This is a genomic window from Streptomyces sp. PA03-5A, assembly GCF_033792725.1.
Lineage (GTDB): Bacteria > Actinomycetota > Actinomycetes > Streptomycetales > Streptomycetaceae > Actinacidiphila.
In genome coordinates, this window is record NZ_JARAVL010000022.1 from 59,499 (window position 1) to 79,394 (window position 19,896).

At 74.6% G+C, this 19,896-nt stretch carries 21 protein-coding genes and 1 pseudogene; 6 read left to right on the forward strand and 16 right to left on the reverse strand.

Annotated features, from left to right (window positions below; translation table 11 throughout):
• Positions 1 to 289: 289 nt before the first annotated feature.
• Entirely contained in the window at positions 290 to 604 is a 315-nt protein-coding gene (locus PV410_RS26300) for a WhiB family transcriptional regulator (protein WP_319138961.1), read from the forward strand.
• Positions 605 to 670: 66 nt separating this feature from the next.
• Here the strand turns inward: PV410_RS26300 and PV410_RS26305 are convergent.
• A pseudogene (locus PV410_RS26305) lies at positions 671 to 1,598 on the reverse strand (LysR family transcriptional regulator).
• 84 nt (positions 1,599 to 1,682) lie between these two features.
• On the opposite strand from PV410_RS26305, the gene PV410_RS26310 reads away from it, so the two are divergent.
• The 3 genes from PV410_RS26310 (at position 1,683) to PV410_RS26320 (ending at position 4,306) form a co-directional block, all read left to right on the forward strand.
• A complete protein-coding gene (locus tag PV410_RS26310; protein ID WP_500328104.1) occupies positions 1,683 to 2,738 on the forward strand; it encodes an aminotransferase class V-fold PLP-dependent enzyme in 1,056 nt (351 codons plus the stop codon).
• A gap of 112 nt (positions 2,739 to 2,850) precedes the next feature.
• Positions 2,851 to 3,510 carry an MOSC domain-containing protein gene (locus tag PV410_RS26315; protein ID WP_500328105.1) on the forward strand — a complete coding sequence of 220 codons (660 nt, stop codon included), beginning with the start codon at positions 2,851 to 2,853 and terminating at the stop codon, positions 3,508 to 3,510.
• A 10-nt stretch (positions 3,511 to 3,520) separates the two neighbouring features.
• On the forward strand, positions 3,521 to 4,306 hold the full coding sequence (locus PV410_RS26320) for an SDR family NAD(P)-dependent oxidoreductase (RefSeq protein WP_500328107.1): 786 nt from the start codon (positions 3,521 to 3,523) through the stop codon (positions 4,304 to 4,306).
• A gap of 102 nt (positions 4,307 to 4,408) precedes the next feature.
• Here PV410_RS26320 and groL read toward each other — a convergent pair whose 3' ends face one another.
• The 4 genes from groL to PV410_RS26340 form a co-directional block, all read right to left on the reverse strand.
• Complete coding sequence (gene groL, locus PV410_RS26325; protein ID WP_500328108.1) at positions 4,409 to 6,037, reverse strand: chaperonin GroEL; 1,629 nt, start codon at positions 6,035 to 6,037, stop codon at positions 4,409 to 4,411.
• A gap of 124 nt (positions 6,038 to 6,161) precedes the next feature.
• Positions 6,162 to 6,470 carry a co-chaperone GroES gene (groES, locus tag PV410_RS26330; RefSeq protein WP_319158003.1) on the reverse strand — a complete coding sequence of 103 codons (309 nt, stop codon included), beginning with the start codon at positions 6,468 to 6,470 and terminating at the stop codon, positions 6,162 to 6,164.
• 256 nt (positions 6,471 to 6,726) lie between these two features.
• Positions 6,727 to 7,281 (reverse strand): NUDIX domain-containing protein, encoded by a 555-nt coding sequence (locus tag PV410_RS26335; protein ID WP_500328110.1) that lies wholly within the window; start codon positions 7,279 to 7,281, stop codon positions 6,727 to 6,729.
• Positions 7,281 to 8,642, reverse strand: coding sequence for a hypothetical protein (locus PV410_RS26340; protein ID WP_500328111.1), 1,362 nt, complete (start codon positions 8,640 to 8,642; stop codon positions 7,281 to 7,283). The genes PV410_RS26335 and PV410_RS26340 overlap by 1 nt, the downstream gene beginning before the upstream one ends.
• Positions 8,643 to 8,702: 60 nt before the next feature.
• Between PV410_RS26340 and PV410_RS26345 the strand changes: the two genes are divergently transcribed.
• Positions 8,703 to 9,881 carry a THUMP-like domain-containing protein gene (locus tag PV410_RS26345; RefSeq protein ID WP_500328113.1) on the forward strand — a complete coding sequence of 393 codons (1,179 nt, stop codon included), beginning with the start codon at positions 8,703 to 8,705 and terminating at the stop codon, positions 9,879 to 9,881.
• Positions 9,882 to 9,885: 4 nt separating this feature from the next.
• Here PV410_RS26345 and PV410_RS26350 read toward each other — a convergent pair whose 3' ends face one another.
• From PV410_RS26350 to tsaB, 5 genes are all read right to left on the reverse strand, one after another.
• Positions 9,886 to 10,539: an HAD family hydrolase gene (locus tag PV410_RS26350; RefSeq protein WP_500328115.1), complete on the reverse strand. Its 654-nt coding sequence runs from the start codon at positions 10,537 to 10,539 to the stop codon at positions 9,886 to 9,888.
• Positions 10,540 to 10,675: 136 nt separating this feature from the next.
• Positions 10,676 to 10,936, reverse strand: coding sequence for a hypothetical protein (locus tag PV410_RS26355; protein WP_500328116.1), 261 nt, complete (start codon positions 10,934 to 10,936; stop codon positions 10,676 to 10,678).
• Positions 10,933 to 12,036, reverse strand: a complete 1,104-nt coding sequence (gene tsaD / locus PV410_RS26360) for a tRNA (adenosine(37)-N6)-threonylcarbamoyltransferase complex transferase subunit TsaD (protein ID WP_500328118.1) — start codon at positions 12,034 to 12,036, stop codon at positions 10,933 to 10,935. Before tsaD ends, PV410_RS26355 begins: the two co-directional genes overlap by 4 nt.
• Positions 12,029 to 12,532, reverse strand: coding sequence for a ribosomal protein S18-alanine N-acetyltransferase (gene rimI, locus PV410_RS26365; RefSeq protein ID WP_500328203.1), 504 nt, complete (start codon positions 12,530 to 12,532; stop codon positions 12,029 to 12,031). The genes tsaD and rimI overlap by 8 nt, the downstream gene beginning before the upstream one ends.
• A gap of 8 nt (positions 12,533 to 12,540) precedes the next feature.
• Positions 12,541 to 13,194: a tRNA threonylcarbamoyladenosine biosynthesis protein TsaB gene (tsaB, locus tag PV410_RS26370; RefSeq protein WP_499513455.1), complete on the reverse strand. Its 654-nt coding sequence runs from the start codon at positions 13,192 to 13,194 to the stop codon at positions 12,541 to 12,543.
• A gap of 164 nt (positions 13,195 to 13,358) precedes the next feature.
• Between tsaB and PV410_RS26375 the strand changes: the two genes are divergently transcribed.
• Positions 13,359 to 13,901: a hypothetical protein gene (locus tag PV410_RS26375; RefSeq protein WP_500328120.1), complete on the forward strand. Its 543-nt coding sequence runs from the start codon at positions 13,359 to 13,361 to the stop codon at positions 13,899 to 13,901.
• Positions 13,902 to 14,010: 109 nt separating this feature from the next.
• Here PV410_RS26375 and PV410_RS26380 read toward each other — a convergent pair whose 3' ends face one another.
• From PV410_RS26380 to PV410_RS26405, 6 genes are all read right to left on the reverse strand, one after another.
• Entirely contained in the window at positions 14,011 to 14,181 is a 171-nt protein-coding gene (locus tag PV410_RS26380) for a hypothetical protein (RefSeq protein WP_500328121.1), read from the reverse strand.
• 125 nt (positions 14,182 to 14,306) lie between these two features.
• The gene (tsaE, locus tag PV410_RS26385) at positions 14,307 to 14,831 is read right to left on the reverse strand and encodes a tRNA (adenosine(37)-N6)-threonylcarbamoyltransferase complex ATPase subunit type 1 TsaE (RefSeq protein ID WP_499513452.1); all 525 of its coding nucleotides are present in this window, start codon (positions 14,829 to 14,831) and stop codon (positions 14,307 to 14,309) included.
• A gap of 11 nt (positions 14,832 to 14,842) precedes the next feature.
• Positions 14,843 to 16,126 (reverse strand): alpha/beta fold hydrolase, encoded by a 1,284-nt coding sequence (locus PV410_RS26390; RefSeq protein ID WP_500328123.1) that lies wholly within the window; start codon positions 16,124 to 16,126, stop codon positions 14,843 to 14,845.
• Between the two features lie 32 nt (positions 16,127 to 16,158).
• On the reverse strand, positions 16,159 to 17,295 hold the full coding sequence (alr, locus tag PV410_RS26395; protein WP_500328124.1) for an alanine racemase: 1,137 nt from the start codon (positions 17,293 to 17,295) through the stop codon (positions 16,159 to 16,161).
• A 35-nt stretch (positions 17,296 to 17,330) separates the two neighbouring features.
• Positions 17,331 to 18,308, reverse strand: coding sequence for a L,D-transpeptidase (locus PV410_RS26400; RefSeq protein WP_500328125.1), 978 nt, complete (start codon positions 18,306 to 18,308; stop codon positions 17,331 to 17,333).
• 114 nt (positions 18,309 to 18,422) lie between these two features.
• The gene (locus PV410_RS26405; RefSeq protein WP_500328126.1) at positions 18,423 to 19,895 is read right to left on the reverse strand and encodes an NAD(P)H-hydrate dehydratase; all 1,473 of its coding nucleotides are present in this window, start codon (positions 19,893 to 19,895) and stop codon (positions 18,423 to 18,425) included.
• Position 19,896: the final 1 nt, after the last annotated feature.

The window sequence follows — 19,896 nt, forward strand, 5'->3', positions numbered from 1 at the left end:
TGCGCGGACCGACACGGATCAGCAACGTCGCAGGTCGCGGCTGTTCGCCGGGCCCCAAAAACCCGCACAACGGGCGCCCGCTTGCAGCACACATCAGCCGCCGACCGGGGGGCAATGTCAGATTTTGCCTGTTTGGAGGCTTTTTACCCGCATGGCGGGAGTTCGTTGGCGATTTTGTGATGAATCATATTTACATCTACTTCGACAGTAGATGTAACGTCGACAGCACCCTCCCAGAGCTTCGCGCCTGGACGGTGTCCCTGCAGCCCACCTCTCGAGGAGATGAGCAATGGCAGACTTCTCCCGCCTCCCGGGCCCGAACGCCGACCTCTGGGACTGGCAGCTCGTCGCCGCCTGCCGCGGTGTCGACAGCTCCCTGTTCTTCCACCCCGAGGGAGAGCGCGGCGCTGCCCGGAGCGCGCGTGAGGCGGCGGCGAAGGAGGTGTGCATGCGCTGCCCCGTCCGCGCCGAATGCGCGACGCACGCTCTGACGGTCCGCGAACCCTACGGGGTCTGGGGCGGACTCACCGAGGACGAGCGCGAGGAGATGATGGGCCGGTCCCGCAACCGGGTCATGAGCTCGCACGCCACCGGCAGTCACTGACCCACCGGACATCAGCCACAGAGGAAACGTTTCACCACAACGACGGACGTCCGCCTGCGCGCGGACTCAGACCGAAGGGCGGTCGCGCAGAGCCGCGAGACGCAGCCGCCCCAGCATCATGTCGACGGCCGGCACCTGGGCCAGGTCGGGCAGCGTCACCGCGGCCACGTCACGGCGTACGGCCGGCCGGAGTTCGCGCACGGCCACTGCGCGCAGCCGTACCGCCTCCAGCGCGAGGCCCGGCTGCGCCGAGACGTCCATGCCCGAGGCCACCAGGCCGACCGGCCGCCGGGTAGTCGTCCGTGGCGAAGTCGATGCGCGGCTCGAAACCCTCCCGCCCGCACAGCTCGACCAGGTGCCGGCGGCAGTGCGGGCAGCCCGCGATCCACGGTTCGTCCGCGAGGTCGGACAACCGCACCGGACCACCCCCGCGCGCCAGCGGGTGCCTGGCGGGGAGCACCGCGAAGAGCCGGTCGGACAGCAGTGGCCGCACCAGCAGCCCCTCCCACGCGGCCGCCCGATCGCCGCCGCCCTCGCCCTCGTCCTCGTAGCGGTAGGCCAGCGCCAGTTCGCACTCACCGGCACGCAGCATTTCCACCGCCCGCGGCGGCTGCGCCTGGGCCGGCGTGATCCGTACGTCCGGGTGCGCGGCGCGCATCGCGGCCGGCGCGGTGGGAACCGGGGACGGCCCCGCGCTCGGGAACGTCACCAACCGCACCCGCCCGGCGCGCAGGCCCCCGATGGCCGCGACCTCCTCCTCCGCGGCGGCCAGCCCCGCCAGGATGCCGCTCGTGTGCCGGGTCAGCGCCTCGCCCGCCTCGGTCAGCCGGGTGGTCCGCCCACCGCGGACCAGCAGCGGGGTGCCCGCGGCGAGCTCCAGCGCCTTCATCTGCTGGCTGAGCGCCGGCTGGGTGCAGCCCTCCCGCGCGGCGCCCGACAGCGAGCCGGTACGGGCCACGGCGCGCAGCACACGGAGGTGGCGGGCCTCGAACACGCCCCGAGCACAAGCGTTCCTTGGGGGTGGCGTTCAGTGATCGATGATGGACTTTGGGCAGCCCGGGGCGCAGGCTGAGGAACCATGGACATCGCCGGGGAATTCGCGCTGGACGCCGGGATCACCTACCTCAACACCGCCTCCTCGGGCATCGGCCCGCTCCGCTCCGTCGAGGCGCTGCGCACCGCCGTGGCCGCCTGGTCCGACGGCACCGACGACTGGGTGCGCGACGAGCGCGTCCTGGGCGCCGCCCGCGCCGCCTACGCCCGCCTCACCGGGGTCGCCGCCGACCGCGTCGCGGTCGGCTCCTCGGTCACCACGCACGTCGGCATGATCGCCGCGGCCCTCCCCGCCGGGGCCGAAGTCGTGCTGGCCGACGGCGACTTCAGCTCGCTGGTCAACCCCTTCGCCTCCCGCGCCGACGTCGTGATGCGCACCGTGCCCCTGGAGGCGCTCGCCGACGCCGTACGTCCCACCACCGGCCTCGTCGCGGTCAGCGCGGTGCAGTCCGCGGACGGCCGGGTCGCCGACCTCGCGGCGGTCCGCGAGGCCGCGTCGCGGCACGGGGCGCGCGTGCTCGTCGACGCCACCCAGGCGGTCGGCTGGCTCCCGCTGCGCGCGGACGGCCTCGACTACGTCGTGTGCGGCGGCTACAAGTGGCTGCTCGCCCCGCGCGGGGTGTCCTTCCTGACCGTGCGGGAGGGCGCCGAGGACGGGCTGTCGCCGCACTTCGCCGGCTGGTACGCGGCCGAGGACCCCTGGGGCGACTGCTACGGGCCGGTCGCGCACCTCGCGCGTTCCGCCCGGCGGTTCGACGTGATGCCGCCGCTGCTGCCGTACCTGGCCGGGGCGGCCTCGCTGGGGCTCGTCGAGGAGCTGGGCGTCGAGGCCATCGGCGCCCACGACGTCGCGCTGGCCGAGCGCTTCCGGGCGGGCCTGCTGGGGCTCGGCCACAAGCCGGTGCCCTCCGGCGCGCAGGCCTCGGCGATCGTGGCCGTCCCGGGCCTGGGCGACGCGGCGGAGCGGCTGGCCGCCGCCGGCATCCGCGTCTCGGCCCGCGCGGGGAACCTGCGGGCGGCCTTCCACCTGTACAACACCGAGGCGGACGTCGACCGGCTGCTCCGGGTGCTCGCGGGCTAGGGCGTGTCTGATGAATAGCGCCGTCCGCCCGGAGGGCGGGGCTCGTGGCGGCTGGTGCCGGTCGCCGGAAAAGACCTCGCCGGGTGCAGGGCGGGAGCCGTACGGTCACGGGATGAAGCTGCTCTCGGTGAACGTGGGCCGGCCCCGTCCGAACCCGTGGAAGACCAGCGGGACGACCGGCATCGACAAGCTCCCGGTGCCGGGCCCGGTGGCGGTGACCGCACCGGGCCCCAAGGGCACCGGCGCGGTCGGCCTCGCCGGCGACCGGGTGTACGACGTGGCGCACCACGGCGGTACCGACCAGGCGGTCTACGCCTACGCACGCGAGGACCTCGACACCTGGGAACGCGAACTCGACCTGCCGCTGCGCAACGGCATGTTCGGGGAGAACCTGACCACCTCGGGGCTGGACGTCAACCAGGCCCTGATCGGGGAACGCTGGCGGATCGGCGGACCGGGCGGCGCCGTCCTGGAGGTGTCCTGCCCCCGGATCCCCTGCGCCACATTCCAGGGCTGGCTGGAACAGGGCGGCTGGATCAAGACGTTCACCCGCGCCGCGCTGCCCGGTGCCTACCTCCGGGTCGCGGAACCCGGGGAGGTCCGGGCGGGCGACCGGGTCGAGGTCGTCCACCGCCCGGACCACGAGGTCACCGTCGCGCTGACCTTCCGCGCGGTCACCCTGGAGCCCGCGCTGCTCCCCCGGTTGCTGGCGGCGGACGCGCTCCCGCAGGACGTGCGCGCCGCGGCCCGCGGACGTACGGGGGCTCACTAGCCTGCGGGGCATGACGACTTCACTGATCACGGGAGCCACCGCGGGGATCGGCGCGGCGTTCGCGCGCCGGCTGGCGGGGGACGGTCACGCCCTCGTCCTGGTCGCCCGCGACGAGCAGCGGCTGGAGGAGTGCGCGCAGGACCTGCGGCGCGCGTACGGGGTGACCGTCGAGGTGCTGCCCGCCGACCTGTCGGCGGACAAGGGCATCGAGACGGTCGAGGCACGGCTCCGCGACCGCGAACGCCCGGTCGACGTGCTGGTCAACAACGCGGGCTTCGGCAACCGGGGCGGCTTCGGCGACGTGCCGATGGCCGATGAGCTGACCATGCTCAAGGTGCACTGCGAGGCGGTGCTGCGGCTGACCGGCGCCGCGACCGGCGCCATGCGGGAGCGCGGGCGCGGCTTCGTGATCAACGTGGCCTCGGTGGCGGCCTTCGTGCCGCGCGGCACGTACGGGGCCAGCAAGGCGTGGGTCGTCAGCTTCACCCAGGGCGTGGCCCGCGACCTGGCGGGCACCGGGGTGCGGCTGCTGGCGCTGTGCCCGGGCTTCGTCCGCACCGAGTTCCACCAGCGGGCCGGGATGGACACCGGCGGCATCCCCTCCTGGGCGTGGCTGGACGCCGACAAGGTGGTCGCCGCGGCCCTGCGCGACCTGGCCCGCGGCCGCTCCCTCAGCGTGCCCGACCCCCGCTACAAGGTCGCGGTGGCGGCGGCCAGGCTGGCGCCGAGCGGGGCGCTCGGCCGCGTCTCGTCGAAGGCGGGGAGGCGCTTCGGTCCGGCCTACCCCCGCGACTGAGACCGGCCGTCGAGGCGGCGTGGGCCGTCCCTGGCCGTCCCTGGCCGTCACAGCCCGAAGGCCCCCGTTCCCGGCCGGGAACGGGGGCCTTCGCGGTCCAGCTCAGTGGGAGTGGCCGTGGCCGTGACCGTGACCGGCCTCGGCGGGCTCCTCCTCCTTCTTCTCCACCACGAGGGTCTCGGTGGTGAGGAGCAGGGAGGCGATGGAGGCGGCGTTCTCCAGGGCGGAGCGGGTGACCTTGACCGGGTCGATGACGCCGGACTTCACCAGGTCGCCGTACTCGCCGGTCGCGGCGTTGAAGCCGTGGCCCTTCTCCAGCTCGGCGACCTTGGAGGTGATGACGTAGCCCTCCAGGCCGGCGTTCTCGGCGATCCAGCGCAGCGGCTCGACCGCGGCGCGGCGGACGACCGCCACACCAGTGGCCTCGTCGCCGGTCTTGCCGAGGTTGTCGTCCAGCACCTTGACCGCGTGGACGAGCGCGGAGCCACCACCGGAGACGATGCCCTCCTCGACCGCGGCGCGGGTCGCGGAGATGGCGTCCTCCAGACGGTGCTTCTTCTCCTTGAGCTCGACCTCGGTGGCCGCGCCGACGCGGATGACGCACACGCCGCCGGCCAGCTTGGCGAGGCGCTCCTGGAGCTTCTCGCGGTCCCAGTCGGAGTCGGTCGAGGCGATCTCGGCCTTGATCTGGTTGATCCGGCCGGTGATCTCCGAGGACTCGCCGGCGCCGTCGACGACGGTGGTGTCGTCCTTGGTGACGGTCACGCGGCGGGCGGTGCCGAGCACGTCCAGGCCGACCTGGTCGAGCTTGAGGCCGACCTCCTCGGCGACGACGGTGCCGCCGGTGAGGGTGGCGATGTCACCGAGCATGGCCTTGCGGCGGTCGCCGAAGCCGGGGGCCTTGACCGCGACCGCGTTGAAGGTGCCGCGGATCTTGTTGACCACCAGGGTCGACAGGGCCTCGCCCTCGACGTCCTCGGCGATGATCAGCAGCGGCTTGGAGGCACCGGCCTGCAGGATCTTCTCCAGCAGCGGGAGCAGGTCCTGGATGGAGGAGATCTTGCCCTGGGTGATGAGGATGTACGGGTCCTCCAGGACGGCCTCCTGGCGCTCCTGGTCCGTCACGAAGTACGGCGACAGGTAGCCCTTGTCGAAGGCCATGCCCTCGGTGAAGTCCAGCTCCAGGCCGAAGGTGTTGGACTCCTCGACGGTGATGACACCGTCCTTGCCGACCTTGTCGATCGCCTCGGCGATCAGCTCGCCGACCTGCTTGTCCTGGGCGGACAGCGCGGCGACGGCGGCGACGTCGTCCTTGCCCTCGATGGGGCGGGCGGTCGCGAGCAGCTCGTCCGAGACGGCCTTGACGGCGGCGTCGATGCCCTTCTTCAGGGCGGCCGGGGAGGCGCCGGCGGCGACGTTGCGCAGACCCTCGCGGACCAGCGCCTGGGCGAGCACGGTGGCGGTGGTGGTGCCGTCACCCGCGATGTCGTTGGTCTTGGTCGCCACCTCCTTCACCAGCTGCGCGCCGAGGTTCTCGTACGGGTCGTCGATCTCGACCTCACGCGCGATGGTCACACCGTCGTTGGTGATGGTCGGGGCGCCGAACTTCTTGTCGATGACGACGTTGCGGCCCTTGGGGCCGATCGTCACCTTCACGGTGTCGGCGAGCTTGTTGACGCCACGCTCGAGGGCGCGACGGGCGTCCTCGTCGAACTTCAGGATCTTGGCCATACCGGCGGAATTCCTCGTCTTTGGGTTCTCGTCAAAGACCGCGCCCCGGGTCCCCGGTCCGTGCGAGGACTCGGTGTGCCCGGGGCGTGGTCACGGCATTTCTCGGTTACGAGCGGCGCCGGATTTACTTCTCGACGATCGCGAGGACGTCGCGAGCCGAGAGGACGAGGTACTCCTCGCCGCTGTACTTGACCTCGGTGCCGCCGTACTTGCTGTACAGCACGATGTCGCCGACCTTGACGTCGAGCGGGATGCGGTTGCCGTCCTCGAAGCGACCCGGGCCGACGGCCAGGACGACGCCCTCCTGGGGCTTCTCCTTGGCGGTGTCCGGGATGACCAGGCCGGAGGCGGTGGTCTGCTCGGCATCCAGCGGCTGGACCACGATGCGGTCCTCGAGCGGCTTGATGGCAACCTTGGTGCTGGTGGTCGTCACGATCCGACCTCCCCCTTCAAAGGGCTCACGGGAGTGTCTGTCTGGGGTGGCGACCTGGTAGGCCCGTCGTCGCGGGTGCCGGACCTGCCCGTCGCGTTTGTTCTGGCACTCGGCATGGCTGAGTGCCAGGTCCGAGATTAGGACGCGCTTAGCACTCGGTCAAGCGGAGTGCCAACGCCGCGCCGCACGATCCGCGCTCCCCCGGGGGAACGGGGTGCCCGGACGCGCGGTTCCGGGCCCGGCGCGCCCGTGCCGCTCACCGGCGGACGGCGCTCCACGCGCCGAGCGCGGCAAGGGTGAACCCGTCGCGCAGCTCGCCCGAGCGGACCGCCCCCGCGATGTCGTCCGGGCCCCACCAGCGCGCCTCGGCGACCTCGCCGTCCCCGGCGGCACCGGGCCCGGCCACGGCGTCCCCGGCGACGGCCACCTCGACGACGGCCACCTGGCTCTCCAGCAGCCCGGAGTCGACGTCCAGGACCGCCACCACCGTCGCCGCCGAGCCCACCAGCCCGGTCTCCTCGGCGAGCTCGCGCAGCGCGTCGGCGGCGGGGTCGGCCTCGCCGAAGCCGCGCGGCAGCTCCCAGGCCCAGCGTCCCACCGCAGGCCGCCACTGACGGACCATCAGCACGTCCTCACCCCGCCGGGCGAGGACCACGACACCTGTGCGACCGCCGCCGACCCGGACCCGGTGCAGCTCGACCTCCGCCCCGGACGGCAGCCGGTAGGTGTCGAGGTGGACCTCGCACCACCGCCCGCCCTCGGCGTCGCCGTACGCCTTGCGGCTCCCGGTACGTGCCGCCTCGCCGTCCATCAGACCGCCCCCCGCGGGGTCGCCGGGAACTCCATCACGTCGTACCGGCCCCGGTAGTCCCGCAGGCGCGGCAGCCCCGCGGTCACGGCGGCGACGAGCACGGGCGTCAGGGCACCGGCCGCGCCGGCCGCGAACGAACCGAGCGCCCCCTGGCCGAGCACCCCCGCGGCGGCGCTCAGCCCGCCCGCCGCCAGGGACTCGGCGCCGAGCCCGCGGACCGCCCGCGCGACGCGCCGCACGCGGGTCACCGGCACCTCGTCCCCGCGGCCTTCCGGGGGCTCCTTGGTCCGTCCGCCGAGCAGGTCGCCGACCTCCTGGAGCGCGGCGAGGTCCTGCCGCTCCCACCACGCCGCGAGGGCGTCCGCGGCGTCGTCGGTGAAGCGCTGCCACTGCGCCGCGGTCAGCAGCCCGAGCCGCAGCTCGAAGCGGGTCGGCCAGGCCACCACCTGGGTCCGCTCCCCCAGCGCCTCGGCCTCCGCCCGCGGTACGCCGTGCCGGGTGGCGCTCACCCCGAGCGCGCACCCCTCACCGGCGGCGATCGCCCGGTAGTACGTCTCGTCGAAGGCGTCGCGCAGCGTCCGCCCGTCGGCCCGCACGTCCGGGTCGGGGTCGTGCAGCAAGGCGTCCAGCCGCTCGTGCACGCGGCTGCGGTGGGGCATGCCGTCCACGTCGAGCTCCCCGCCGGTCCACGCGGCCAGCACGGCCCGTCCCGCGTCACCGGCGAGCGCCCCGGGCGGGGGCGGGGGCTGCACGGCGTACGCGGCCCCGTAGTCGGCCGGCCGCAGCGGGCTGACCTCCAGCTGGCCGCGTCCTGCCGCCTGCAGCCAGTCGTCCCAGCGGGTGACCATGCGCCGCCGCAACGGGGTGCCGAGGACCCCGGTCGCCGCGAGCAGCCGGTCCGCCGTGGCGGCCGGACCCTCCGCCGCGAGCCTCGCGGCGGCGGCGGCCGGGTCGGCGCGGACGGCGAGCTCGTGCTGCAGGCGCAGGCACCGGTCGTCGGGGAGCGGCAGGGAGGAGAAGAGGAAGCCGCGGGAGAGGAGTGCGACGAGCTGCCCCGCCAGGTCCGCGTCGCGGGCGTTGACCCGGATCGGCATCATCGCCCCGCCGCCGACGGCGCGCAGCGCGAGCTCGTCGAGGAGTTCGGCGGGCCGCAGCACGGCGAAGGCGGCGCCGTCGAGCAACTGGGAGTAGGCCAGGAAGAGGCCGCCGCCCTGGAGGACCTCCCAGCGCAGCCGCCCGAGCAGTTCCGCCCGGGTCCGCGCGTCCACACGCTCCACCGGGGCGGCGCCGCCGGGTGCTCCGGCGCTCAGCGTGGCCCGCTGCCGTAAGGAGTCCCATTCCGTGCTGAGCACGGCCGTCATCCGTCCCCCCTCGTCCTCCACGTACCGGGCAAGTCCAGCACGCACCGGTGCCGCGGGACAATGGACGGCGTGGATCTTGACGCGTTCTCGGCTCTCCTGACCGACGAGGGGCAGTCGCTGCTGACCTCCCTGCGGGACTACGACCCCGCCGCCGAACTGGCGGCCGCGACACGGCTGCGGCGGGAGCACGACGCCGGGCTGGTGGCGGCGGCGCTGACGCAGGCCCGGCTGCGGCAGCGGGCGGCGGCGAAGTTCGGGGAGGACGCGTACCGGATGTACTTCACACCCGACGGGGTCGAGCAGTCGACGCGCGCCTCCGTCGCCCGGCACCGGGCGGAGCGGTTCGCCGCGCTCGGGGTGCGGCGGCTGGCGGACCTGTGCTGCGGGATCGGCGGGGACGCCGTCCCGCTGGCCCGCGCCGGGGTGAAGGTGCTGGCGGTCGACCGCTCCCCGCTGACCTGCGCGGTGGTGCGGGCGAACGCCGAGGCGCTGGGGCTGGCCGACCTGATCGAGGTGCGCTGCGCCGATGTGACGCAGACCGCCACGGACGGCTTCGACGCGGTGTTCGCCGACCCCGCCCGGCGTGGCGGACGGGGCAGGATCTTCGACCCCGAGGCGTACTCCCCGCCGCTGTCGTGGGCGGTGGCGGCGGCGCGGAGGGCGCCGCTGGCCGCCGTGAAGGTGGCGCCGGGGATCCCGCACGAGGCCGTGCCGGAGGACGCCGAGGCGGAATGGGTCTCCGACCACGGCGACGTGAAGGAGGCCGTGCTGTGGTTCGGCACCACACCGGGCGCCCGCCGCGCGACCCTCCTGCCGTCGGGCGCCACGCTGCCCGCCGCCGGGCTGCCCGACCCCCAGGTGCGCCCCGTGGGGCGCTGGCTGTACGAGCCGGACGGCGCGGTCATCCGGGCCCACATGGTGGCCGACGTGGCGGCGCAGGTCGGCGGCGGGCTGATCGACGGGACCATCGCGTACGTCACCTCGGACGAGCCGCACACGACGCCGTACGCGACCGCCTACGAGATCACCGACGTGCTGCCTTTCAACCTCAAGCGGCTCAAGGCCCTGCTGCGCGAACGCGAGGTCGGCGTGCTGACCGTCAAGAAGCGCGGCTCGGCCGTCGAGCCGGAGGAGGTGCGCCGCCGCGTCAAGCCCCAGGGCCCCCACGCGGCCACGGTCTTCCTCACCCGTGTCGCGGGCGCCCCGAGCATGCTGGTGGGCGGCCCGGTCCGCGGCTGAGGCGCTACGTCCGCCGCAGCAGGCGCCGCGCGGCGCCCGGCACGTCGGTGAGGGCGCCGGCGAGGACGGTGGGGTCGCAGCTTCCCAGCGCGGGGCCGGTGTACCCCCAGACCGCGCCGATCGACGGGATCCCGGCGGACGCCGCGGCGACGACGTCGGAAGGGCTGTCGCCCACGAAGCAGGCACGGCCGGGCGGCACCCCGAGACGGTCGAGCGCGAGCAGGATCCCCTCCCCGGAGGGCTTGGGCGCCGCGTCGCCCCATCCGACCACCACGCCGAAGTGCGCGGACAGCTCCGCGGGGACGAGCCGCGCCACCCGGCTCGCGGGCTGCATGGTCACCACCCCGATCGCCGTACCGGAGGCCGCGAGGTCGCGCAGCACGCCGACGGCGCCCGGGAACGGCGACGCACCCCACGTGGCGAGGGTGAGCGCGTCCTCCCAGGAGGCTCCGAACACGGTCTCCTCGTCGGTCACGCCGAGACGCGCCAGGAGTTCGTGATGGGGAAGGTGGTCGAGTCCGGCCGGCAGACGGCTCTCGTCGACGGGCTCGCCCAGGGCGGCGCGGGCGACGTCGAGGATCGCCTGTCGCATCGCCCGCCGGCTGTCGAGGAGGACGCCGTCGAGATCGAAGAGGACGGCACAGCCGGAATCGGTCACTACTTCGCCACCTGCGAGAACGCCTCCCGGACACCGGTCGTCCGGCAGGACGCCTGCTCGGGGGCGGCGCCGAGCAGAAGCCCGGTTGCGATCGACGCCGGACTCATCATACGACCGGCCCTCCCGCCCCCCGGGGCTAGGCCGTGTCCCCCACCGACTCGAAGCGCCAGCGGTGGACGGCCCGCCGGGCCAGGCCGTTGCCGGGCTCGGGCAGCTCGGGCAGCTCCGCGTCGTACGGGGCGTCCCACCAGGTGATGACCAGGACCCGGTCCTGGGGGGCGGAGAAGGTCTCGCGGCGCAGCGGGGCCGGGGACAGCGTCCGTTCGCGGGCCCACGCCAGCAGCTCGGGCCCGCGCCCTTCGACGGCGCGGGCCTCCCACATCAGGGCGACGGTCACGAGTAGAGGTTGTCCTTGCTGAGCTCGTGGAGATGGTCGTGGTCGTGGTCGTGCGTGTGGCCGGGCACGGACACGTCCGTCACCTGCAGCGAGGAGTCCGCCGGCAGGTCCCACGTGGAGGACGGCCGGCCGCGGGCCACCATCTCCGCGCCGAGGGCCGCGACCATGGCGCCGTTGTCGGTGCACAGCTTGGGGCGCGGCACGCGCAGGACGATGCCCGCGTCCTCGCAGCGCTCCTGCGCCAGCGAGCGCAGCCGGCTGTTGGCCGCGACGCCGCCGCCGATCATCAGGTGGTCGACGGCGTTGTCCTTGCAGGCCCGGATCGCCTTGCGGGTGAGGACGTCGACGACGGCTTCCTGGAAGGACGCGGACACGTCCGCGACCGGCACCTCCACGCCCTCCCGGCGCTTGGACTCGATCCACCGGGCCACGGCCGTCTTCAGGCCGGAGAAGGAGAAGTCGTAGAGCGGGTCGCGGGAGCCGGTCAGGCCGCGGGGGAAGCGGATCGCGTCCGGGTCGCCCTCGCGGGCCGCGCGGTCGATGGCCGGGCCGCCGGGGAAGCCGAGGCCCAGCACGCGGGCGACCTTGTCGAAGGCCTCGCCCGCCGCGTCGTCGATGGTGGAGCCCAGCGGGCGCACGTCGCCGGTGATGTCAGGGGCCAGCAGCAGCGACGAGTGGCCGCCGGACACCAGCAGCGCCATCGTCGGCTCGGGCAGCGGCCCGTGCTCCAGCTGGTCCACGCAGATGTGGGAGGCCAGGTGGTTGACCCCGTACAGCGGCTTGCCGAGCGCGTAGGCGTACGCCTTGGCCGCGGACACGCCGACCAGCAACGCGCCCGCGAGTCCGGGGCCGGCGGTGACGGCGATCCCGTCGAGGTCGGAGGCGGCGACGCCGGCCTCCTTCAGCGCGCGCTGGATCGTGGGGACCATCGCCTCCAGGTGCGCGCGGCTGGCGACCTCGGGGACGACGCCGCCGAAACGGGCGTGCTCGTCCACGCTGGACGCGATCGCGTCGGCCAGCAGGGTGTGCCCGCGCACGATGCCGACACCGGTCTCGTCGCAGGACGTCTCGATGCCGAGGACAAGGGGCTCGTCAGCCATGGGTGGTCTCTGTTCCTTGTAGTCCCGGTACGTCAGGGGATGCCGGCAGCTCGCCGAGCCTCATCACGAGCGCGTCGACGTTGCCCGGCTGGTAGTAGCCGCGGCGGAAGCCGATCGGCTCGAAGCCGAAGCGCGCGTACAGCCGCTGGGCGCGGACGTTGTCGACCCGCACCTCCAGCAGCACCTCGTGGCACTCGAAGGCGGTGGCCTGGCGCAGCAGTTCCCCGAGCAGCAGCGCGCCGAGGCCGGTGCCCCACTGCTCGGGGGCGACGCCGATGGTCTGCACGTCCCCGGTGCCGCCGACGGCGGCCAGGCCCCCGTAGCCGATGATCCGCCCGGCCTCGTCCTCGGCCACGACGTAGTGCCGGGTCGCCGACGGGTGCCGCGCGTCGGCCAGTTCGGACCAGAACATGCCGCGCGACCACGCGTCGTCCGGGAAGAGCCGGTGCTCCAGCTCCATCACCGGGTCCAGGTCCCACCAGCGCATCTCGCGCATCAGCGCGGTCACTTCGGCAGGACCGCCTTGTAACCGGCCGGCACCTGGGCGTCCGGGCGGCGCAGGTAGAGCGGCAGCGCGGGGAGGAAGTCCTCGCCGTCCGCCAGCTTCACGGCGGCGAGCGCGGCCAGCGCGGCGGCGGACTGGTCGGCGGGCGGGCGGACGTCGGTGAAGGCCTCGGGGTAGAGGGCGGCGCCCGCGCCGACCGCGGGCACCCCGGCGACCTCGCCGGCGATGTCGCCGGGCCGGTCCACGGCCGGGTCGGTCACCCGGGCCCGCGGGCCCTCGTACCGGGCCCAGTAGACCTCCTTGCGGCGCGCGTCCGTCGCCACGACGAACGGCCCCTCGATCCCGGCGGCGTAGGCCAGCCCGTCGAGGGTGCAGATCCCGTGGACGGGGACGCCGAGCACGTCGGAGAAGGAGACCGCAGTCACCAGCCCGACGCGCAGCCCCGTGTACGGGCCGGGGCCGACCCCGACCACGATCCCGGTCACGTCGCCCAGTCCGGTCCCCGCCTCCCGCAGCACACGGTCCACGGCGGGCATCAGCAGCTCCCCGTGCCGTCTCGCGTCGATCTCCGTCGACTCGGCGAGCACGCGTCGGCCGTCGTGCAGGGCGACCGTCACGGCGGGGGTTGCGGTATCGAAGGCAAGCAGCAGCACGCGTTCAGCCTACGGCGTTCACCGGGGTGGCCCTGCCAGGACGGGGGCACCACCGCGGCCCGGGACGGCGCTCCCGTCGGCGTGCGGCCCGGCTGCTAACGTCAACCCAGCGTGACGCCCACCTCCGGAGGAAAGCCGTGGCAAGGATCGGTTCAGGGACGATCGTGACCGGACTGACCGCAGCCGCTCTGGCCGCCGTCGGCGTGCTCGCCGTCCAGGCCTCCAGCTCCGCCAGTGAGATGACCAAGGGCGTCCGTCCCACGGACACCGGCGGCCGCGACACCTCCCTGGCGGCCTCCGCCTCGCCCTCGCCGAAGCGGACGGACGAGCTCCCCGCGGCCTCCGGCACCGGCAGCAGGGTCGTGTACTCGCTGCGCGCGGACCGCGTGTGGCTGGTCGGCGACGACGGGAAGGTGCGCACCACGTACGGGGTCGTCCCCGGCACCGTGGACCCCGCCCCCGGCACCTACTCCGTGACCTCCCGCAGCGCCGCCAGCGTCGGCGGCGACGGCGTGGCCGTCGAGAACGTGGTGCGGTTCACGACCGTGGACAGCGTGGTGATCGGCTTCAGCGCGGCGAAGGACGGCTCCCTGCCCGACGCCCCGCCCCCGGGTCAGCAGACCGGCGGCATCCGCGAGAAGCGGAAGGACGGGGCGGCGCTGTGGAAGTTCGCGACCGTGAACACCAAGATCGTCGTCGTGCGCTGATTTCCCCCGGACGAGTGAACGCCTCCCGGGTTCACCCGGCGGGCGGGCACCTCGTGTCCCGCTGCCCGGCCGGACCGGTCCGGCCGGCCTCCGCCTGGGCGGCGTGCGCCTAGGCCGCGTCCGCCTCGGGGCGCCGCGTGGGTTCGTCCTGCGCCGTGTCCGGTTCCGGCTCCTCGGGCTCCCCCGGCGGGGTGCACACCGCGTTCGCCGCCGCGGCCGCCGCCAGCAGCGCCTGCATCGAGTAACCCGGCTCCGGCTCCGGGGCCGTGTGGGCCGACATGGATGCCTCCTGGGTCCGACGGGGGTCGGGTTAGGCAGCCCTAACCGACTCCTGGACTCCAGCAGAACACGGGGGACGTGCCGTACGCAACATCTTCCCGACACCTTGTCGGAACGGTTACGCGCTCAGACGCCGAGGCCCGCCAGGTCCTCACCGGCCCAGCGCCCGCCGACCCCGGTCACGACGACCTCGCGCACGTCGTGGTCCTCCTGCCCGTTCGCGGCGACCTCGCCCACCGCGCGGTGGATCACCAGCTGCAGCCGGTCGTCGGAGAGCTCCTCGACCTTGCCCTCGCCCCACTCGACCACGACCACCGACTCCGGCAGCGAGACGTCGAGGTCCAGGTCCTCCATCTCGTCGAGGCCGCCGGTCAGCCGGTACGCGTCCACGTGCACCAGGGCGGGGCCGCCGCCCAGCGAGGGGTGCACCCGCGCGATCACGAAGGTCGGCGACGTCACCGCGCCCCGGACGCCCAGGCCCTCGCCCAGGCCACGGGTCAGCGTGGTCTTGCCCGCTCCCAGGTCACCGCTGAGGACGACGAGGTCGCCGGCGCGCAGTAGCGGCGCGAGACGGCGCCCCAGCTCGCGCATCTGGTCGGGGGTCTTGACGGTGACCCGGATCGCTTCCATGCCGATGGCTTCCATGCCCATGTGCCCGAATGCTACGCGCCGCCGGAGACCACGCGGTCCGCCCTGCCCGGCCCGGCGGGCGGCGGCACCGCCAGTTCGCGCAGCGCCTGCGGGACCGCTGCGCGCGAGGCGTCGGCCGCCTCGGCGAGCAGCGCCGCCAGGTGCGTGTTGACCAGCTCGGGGTGCTCCAGCATCACCAGGTGCCCGGCCCCGGGCACCACCACCAGCTCGGTGTCCGGCAGGCGCTCGGCGATGGCCCGGCTGTGCTCACTGGGCGTCAGCAGGTCCTTGTCCCCGGCCAGTACGAGCCCGGGCAGGCCGTCCAGCACGTCCAGGGCCTCGCTCTTCTCGTGCTCGGTGAAGGCCGGGTAGAACTCGGCGACGACGTCGATCGGGGTCGACTCGATCATCCGCTCGGCGAAGCGCGCGACGCCCGGGTCCACCTCGGAGCCGAAGGAGTAGCGCTTGATGATCCCGGCGAAGAGGTCGGCCGTCGCCCGGCGCCCCCGTTCCACCAGGTCGACCTGGGTGCCCAGGATCCGCAGCACCCCCGGCGCCAGCGCCCGCAGCGCCCGCGCGCCGGCCGCCGGCAGGCCCAGCGTCACGCTGGCCAGCTTGCCGGAGGACGTGCCGACGAAGGCGAAGCCGGCCACGCGCTCGGCCACCACCTCGGGGAACTGGTCGGCGAACGCCATGACCGTCATGCCCCCCATGGAGTGCCCGACGAGCACCAACGGGCCCTCCGGCGCGGCGGCGTCGATCACCGCCTTCAGGTCGCGGCCGAGCTGGTCGATCGTGGCGGGCTCGCCGTCCGCCTGGTCCTTGCCCCGGCCGGAGCGGCCGTGGCTGCGCTGGTCCCAGTAGACGGCGCGTATCGCCCCGCGCAGCGCGGCGCGCTGGAAGTGCCAGGAGTCCTGGTTGAGGCAGTACCCGTGGCTGAAGACCACGGTCAGCGGCGGCGCCTGGCCGCTGCGGCGGAAGAACTGCCAGCGTCGCGTCGGCGCGGCCGCGTCGATCGCCGCCGGGTCCGCCTCCTCGACCTCGTAGTAGATCTCGGTGCCGTCCTCCGCGGCGACCCTGCCCGGCATCCCGCGCAGCGAGCCGTACGGCCCGGCCAGGTCGAGGGCGAGCCGGGCGCGTTTGCGCATCCCCCGGCCCACCGTGGCCCGCTCCAGCGCCACCCCCGCGGCGGCACCCGCCGCGACGACGCCCACGGCCGCGCCGACGATCCCGGCGCGCTGCCAGCGACCGGAAGCGGCGGCCGCTTCGGCCACCGCCTCGATCGCCGCCCCCGTTGCCCTACCGCTCTCGGTCATGGTCGTATCGCTGCTTCCCCTTGGCTACGCGTTTACGTACCCACGTAGACGCGCGGCACCCGGGTCCCGATCCGAGTGACGATCTCGTATGCGATGGTGCCCGCCGCCCGTGCCCAGTCCTCGGCGGTCGGCTCACCGCGGTCACCAGGGCCGAACAGTACTGCCTCGTCACCCGCGTCGGCCCCGTCGCCCCCGAGGTCGACCACGAACTGGTCCATCGCCACCCGCCCGGCGACCGTCCGCCACTTGCCCGCCACCAGCACCGGGCCGGTGCCCGAGGCGTGCCGCGGGACGCCGTCGGCGTACCCGACGGGCACCAGGGCGAGGGTCGTCTCGCCGGGCGTCGTGTAGTGGTGCCCGTAGGAGACCCCGTGGCCGCCGGGGACGCGCTTGGCCGAGGCCAGTCGCGCCGACAGCGTCATCACCGGGCGCAGCCCGAAGTCGGCCGGGCCGCCGACCTGCGGGACCGGCGAGATCCCGTACATCGCCACCCCGGTCCTGACCAGGTCGAAGTGCGCCTCGGGCAGGGTCAGCGTGGCCGGGGAGTTCGCCATGTGCCGGACCTCGGGGCGCAACCCGGCGCGCTCCGCGGTCTCCAGAGCGCTGTGGAAGACGGCGAGCTGCGCCGCGATGGAGGGGTGGCCGGGCTCGTCGGCGCACGCGAAGTGCGACCACAGCCCGGTGACCTTGACCAGGCCCTCGGTCTCGGCGGCGCGGGCGGCGGCGACGAGGTCGGGCCACTCCGCGGGCTGGGCGCCGTTGCGGCCCAGACCCGTGTCGGCCTTCAGCTGGACGCGCGCGGTCCGGCCCGCGGCCGCGGCGGCCTCCGCGACCTCGCGCAGCGCCCACGGCGCGCTGACCGTCACGTCGACGTCCGCCTCCACGGCGGCCCGCCAGGGCCCTCCCGGCGTCCACAGCCAGCACAGCACGGGGGCCGTGATCCCGGCTGCGCGCAGGGCCAGCGCCTCGTCGGGCGTCGCCGTGCCGAGCCAGCCCGCGCCCGCCTCCAGGGCGGCCCGGGCACACGGCACCATCCCGTGGCCGTAGGCGTCCGCCTTGACCACGGCCATCAGCCCGGAGCGGGGTGCGCGGGCGCGCAGCGCCGCGACGTTGGACCGCAGGGCGGCGAGGTCGATCGTGGCCTGGGCGCGCAGATTCGTCTCATCCATCGCGCCCAGTGTCTCAGGCCGGCCCCGTGCCGCCGTCACGTGGCGGGCTTCCTGCCCCACACGTACACCGCCTCCTGGATCTTCAGGACGTTCCACAGCAGGCGCGCGTTGCGGTTGGACAGGTTGATGCAGCCGTGCGATCCGGGCGCCTTGTAGACGCTCCCGGGAGTGGCGTGCATCGCCTGGCCGCCGCTGAAGAACTGGCTGTAGGGCATCGGGGCGTCGTAGATGTCGGAGACGTGGTCCTTGTGGCGCCAGTAGACGGAGAAGCGGCCGGTACGGGTGAGGTAGCCGGTGCGGCCGCTGCGGATGGCGACGGGGCCGAAGACGACCTTGGTGCTGCTGCTCTGCACCCACAACAGCTGGCGGTTGAGGTCGATGCAGACGATGCGCTTGCCCCGGGCCGGCGCCGGGCACCGGCGGGAGGCGTTGGGGCCCTTCCTGGTGGCCTCGTCGAGACGGAGGTAGCCCCAGGTGGTGGGGCCCGCGAAGCCGGTGGCGGGCACGATGCCCTTGGACTTCTGGTAACGGCGGATCTCCGAGCAGTCGGCCTCGGACTGCCTGCCGTTCACACGCAGCCGCAGCCGCTTCTCGACCTCGCGCTGGTAGGGGCCGGTGAAGGACGTGCAGTACTCGGCGGGCTCCGGGTTCGACCCGTCCTCCTCGTCCTCCTCGTAGTACGGGTCCTGGTCCTCCTCCTCGGCGGCCCGCTCCTGCTGGAACGTACGCGCCCGCTCGACGTCCTTGGCGGGCACGAACTCCACCAGCTGCGGATCCACCCAGTCCTCGCCCTCGTCCTCGGAGAGCACGGCGCTGCGCGTGGGCCCGGTCGGCGCCATGCCGATCGTGCGGGGCAGCGCACCCTGGTCGGGGGTGTCCACCTGCCGGGAGGCGGCAGGGCCGAAGGGGACCCCGGGGACGAGCCGGTCCACCGGCACCGGCCAGTCGTCGTCCGCGGCGGCCGTCGTGTGCGCACCGAGTGCGGCAAGGGCGACCACTGCCGCGGTGAGCAACCGGACCCTGCTTCTGGCATACGTTCCCATGAACACACAAATTGACGTGCGGCCGCCCGGCGGAACACCACGTCGGCGGACTCCACCCGTTTCGCCCAGTTGATTGACGGCGGATCAGGACCTGATGTCGCGCCAGGCGTCAGGAAGGGCGGCGGCCACGTCGTGCGCGGCGATCGGCGCGCCCACCGGGCCCGCGGCGACCCGCGCCGACAGACCGTGCAGGTAGGCGCCGACGGAAGCCGCGTCGCGCGGGGCGAGCCCGGCGGCCAGCAGGGACCCGGTGATACCGGAGAGCACGTCACCGCTGCCGGCCGTGGCCAGCCAGGACGTCCCCGTGGGATTGACCCGGACCGGCACCCCCGGCTCCGGGGACGCGACGAGCGTCGTGGAGCCCTTCAGCAGCGCCGTCGCGCCGAACGCCTCGGCCAGCCTCCGTACATGGTCCAGCCGCGCCGCCTCCACCTCCTCGCGGGCCACACCGAGCAGCGCCGCCGCCTCCCCCGCGTGCGGGGTCAGCACGGTGCCCGCGGCGCGGGAGCGCACCACGGCCCGGTCCAGCAGCCGCAGGCCGTCCGCGTCGACGAGCACGGGCACGTCCGAGGCGAGCACGTCGTCCACCGAGCGCCGCGCCTCCGGCCCGTCGCCCAGCCCGGGGCCCACCACCCAGGCCTGCACCCGGCCGGCCTTGTGCGGCGGCCCGGCCGACACCAGCGTCTCCGGGAAGCGGGCCAGCACGGCCCGCGCCCCCGGGCCCACGTACCGCACGGCCCCCGCGCCCGCCCGCAGCGCCCCCGCCACCGCGAGCACGGCGGCCCCGGGGTAGCGCTCCGAGCCCGCGACGACGCCGATCACGCCACGCCGGTACTTGTCGCTCTCGGCGTCCGGGCCCGGCAGGAGGGCGGCGACGTCGGCGTGCTGCAGCGCCTCCAGGTCGGGCGCGGTGCCGTCCAGACAGGGGCCGAGGCCGATGTCCACCAGGCGCAGGGCGCCGGCGTGCTCGGCGGCCGGGTCCACGAACAGGCCCGGCTTGTACGTCCCGAACGTCACCGTCATGTCGGCCCGCACCGCCACGCCCCGGACCTCGCCGCTGTCGGCGTCCACCCCGCTGGGGAGGTCCACGGCGACCACGACCGCCCGGGACGCGTGCGCGGCCTCCGCCAGCGGCACCGCCTCGGGGCGCAGCCCGCCCTTGCCCCCGATGCCCACGATGCCGTCCAGCACGAGGTCGGCGCGGTGGATCAGGGCCACCGCGTCCACGTCGTCCGGGGCGACCGCACGGCCGCCCGCGGCGCGCAGGGCCGCCAGGCCACCGCGGTGCGCCTTCTGCGGCGCCACCAGGACGGCGGTCACCCCCGCCCCGCGCCGCGCCAGGCGCGCCCCCGCGTACAGCGCGTCGCCGCCGTTGTCCCCGCTCCCGGCCAGCACGACGACGCGGGCCGCGTAGACCCCGCCCCCGGTGCCGAGCGCGTTCGCGCACGCGGCCGCCAGCCCGGCCGCCGCCCGCTGCATCAGAGCCCCCTCCGGAACCCGCGCCATGAGCGCCCGCTCCGCCGCCCGTACGGTCTCCACGCTGTACGCCACCCGCATG

Bases quoted from the DNA above. Each gene is read 5' to 3' on its own strand.
- tsaD (WP_500328118.1), bottom strand. From the start codon at position 12,036: ATGGCTGACGAGCCCCTTGTCCTCGGCATCGAGACGTCCTGCGACGAG.
- groL (WP_500328108.1), bottom strand. From the start codon at position 6,037: ATGGCCAAGATCCTGAAGTTCGACGAGGACGCCCGTCGCGCCCTCGAG.
- PV410_RS26405 (WP_500328126.1), bottom strand. From the start codon at position 19,895: ATGCGGGTGGCGTACAGCGTGGAGACCGTACGGGCGGCGGAGCGGGCG.
- PV410_RS26390 (WP_500328123.1), bottom strand. From the start codon at position 16,126: ATGACCGAGAGCGGTAGGGCAACGGGGGCGGCGATCGAGGCGGTGGCC.
- PV410_RS26315 (WP_500328105.1), top strand. From the start codon at position 2,851: ATGAAGCTGCTCTCGGTGAACGTGGGCCGGCCCCGTCCGAACCCGTGG.
- alr (WP_500328124.1), bottom strand. From the start codon at position 17,295: ATGGATGAGACGAATCTGCGCGCCCAGGCCACGATCGACCTCGCCGCC.
- tsaE (WP_499513452.1), bottom strand. From the start codon at position 14,831: ATGGGCATGGAAGCCATCGGCATGGAAGCGATCCGGGTCACCGTCAAG.
- PV410_RS26345 (WP_500328113.1), top strand. From the start codon at position 8,703: ATGGACGGCGTGGATCTTGACGCGTTCTCGGCTCTCCTGACCGACGAG.
- PV410_RS26320 (WP_500328107.1), top strand. From the start codon at position 3,521: ATGACGACTTCACTGATCACGGGAGCCACCGCGGGGATCGGCGCGGCG.
- PV410_RS26310 (WP_500328104.1), top strand. From the start codon at position 1,683: ATGGACATCGCCGGGGAATTCGCGCTGGACGCCGGGATCACCTACCTC.
- PV410_RS26335 (WP_500328110.1), bottom strand. From the start codon at position 7,281: ATGGACGGCGAGGCGGCACGTACCGGGAGCCGCAAGGCGTACGGCGAC.
- rimI (WP_500328203.1), bottom strand. From the start codon at position 12,532: ATGCGCGAGATGCGCTGGTGGGACCTGGACCCGGTGATGGAGCTGGAG.
- PV410_RS26380 (WP_500328121.1), bottom strand. From the start codon at position 14,181: ATGTCGGCCCACACGGCCCCGGAGCCGGAGCCGGGTTACTCGATGCAG.
- PV410_RS26340 (WP_500328111.1), bottom strand. From the start codon at position 8,642: ATGACGGCCGTGCTCAGCACGGAATGGGACTCCTTACGGCAGCGGGCC.
- PV410_RS26300 (WP_319138961.1), top strand. From the start codon at position 290: ATGGCAGACTTCTCCCGCCTCCCGGGCCCGAACGCCGACCTCTGGGAC.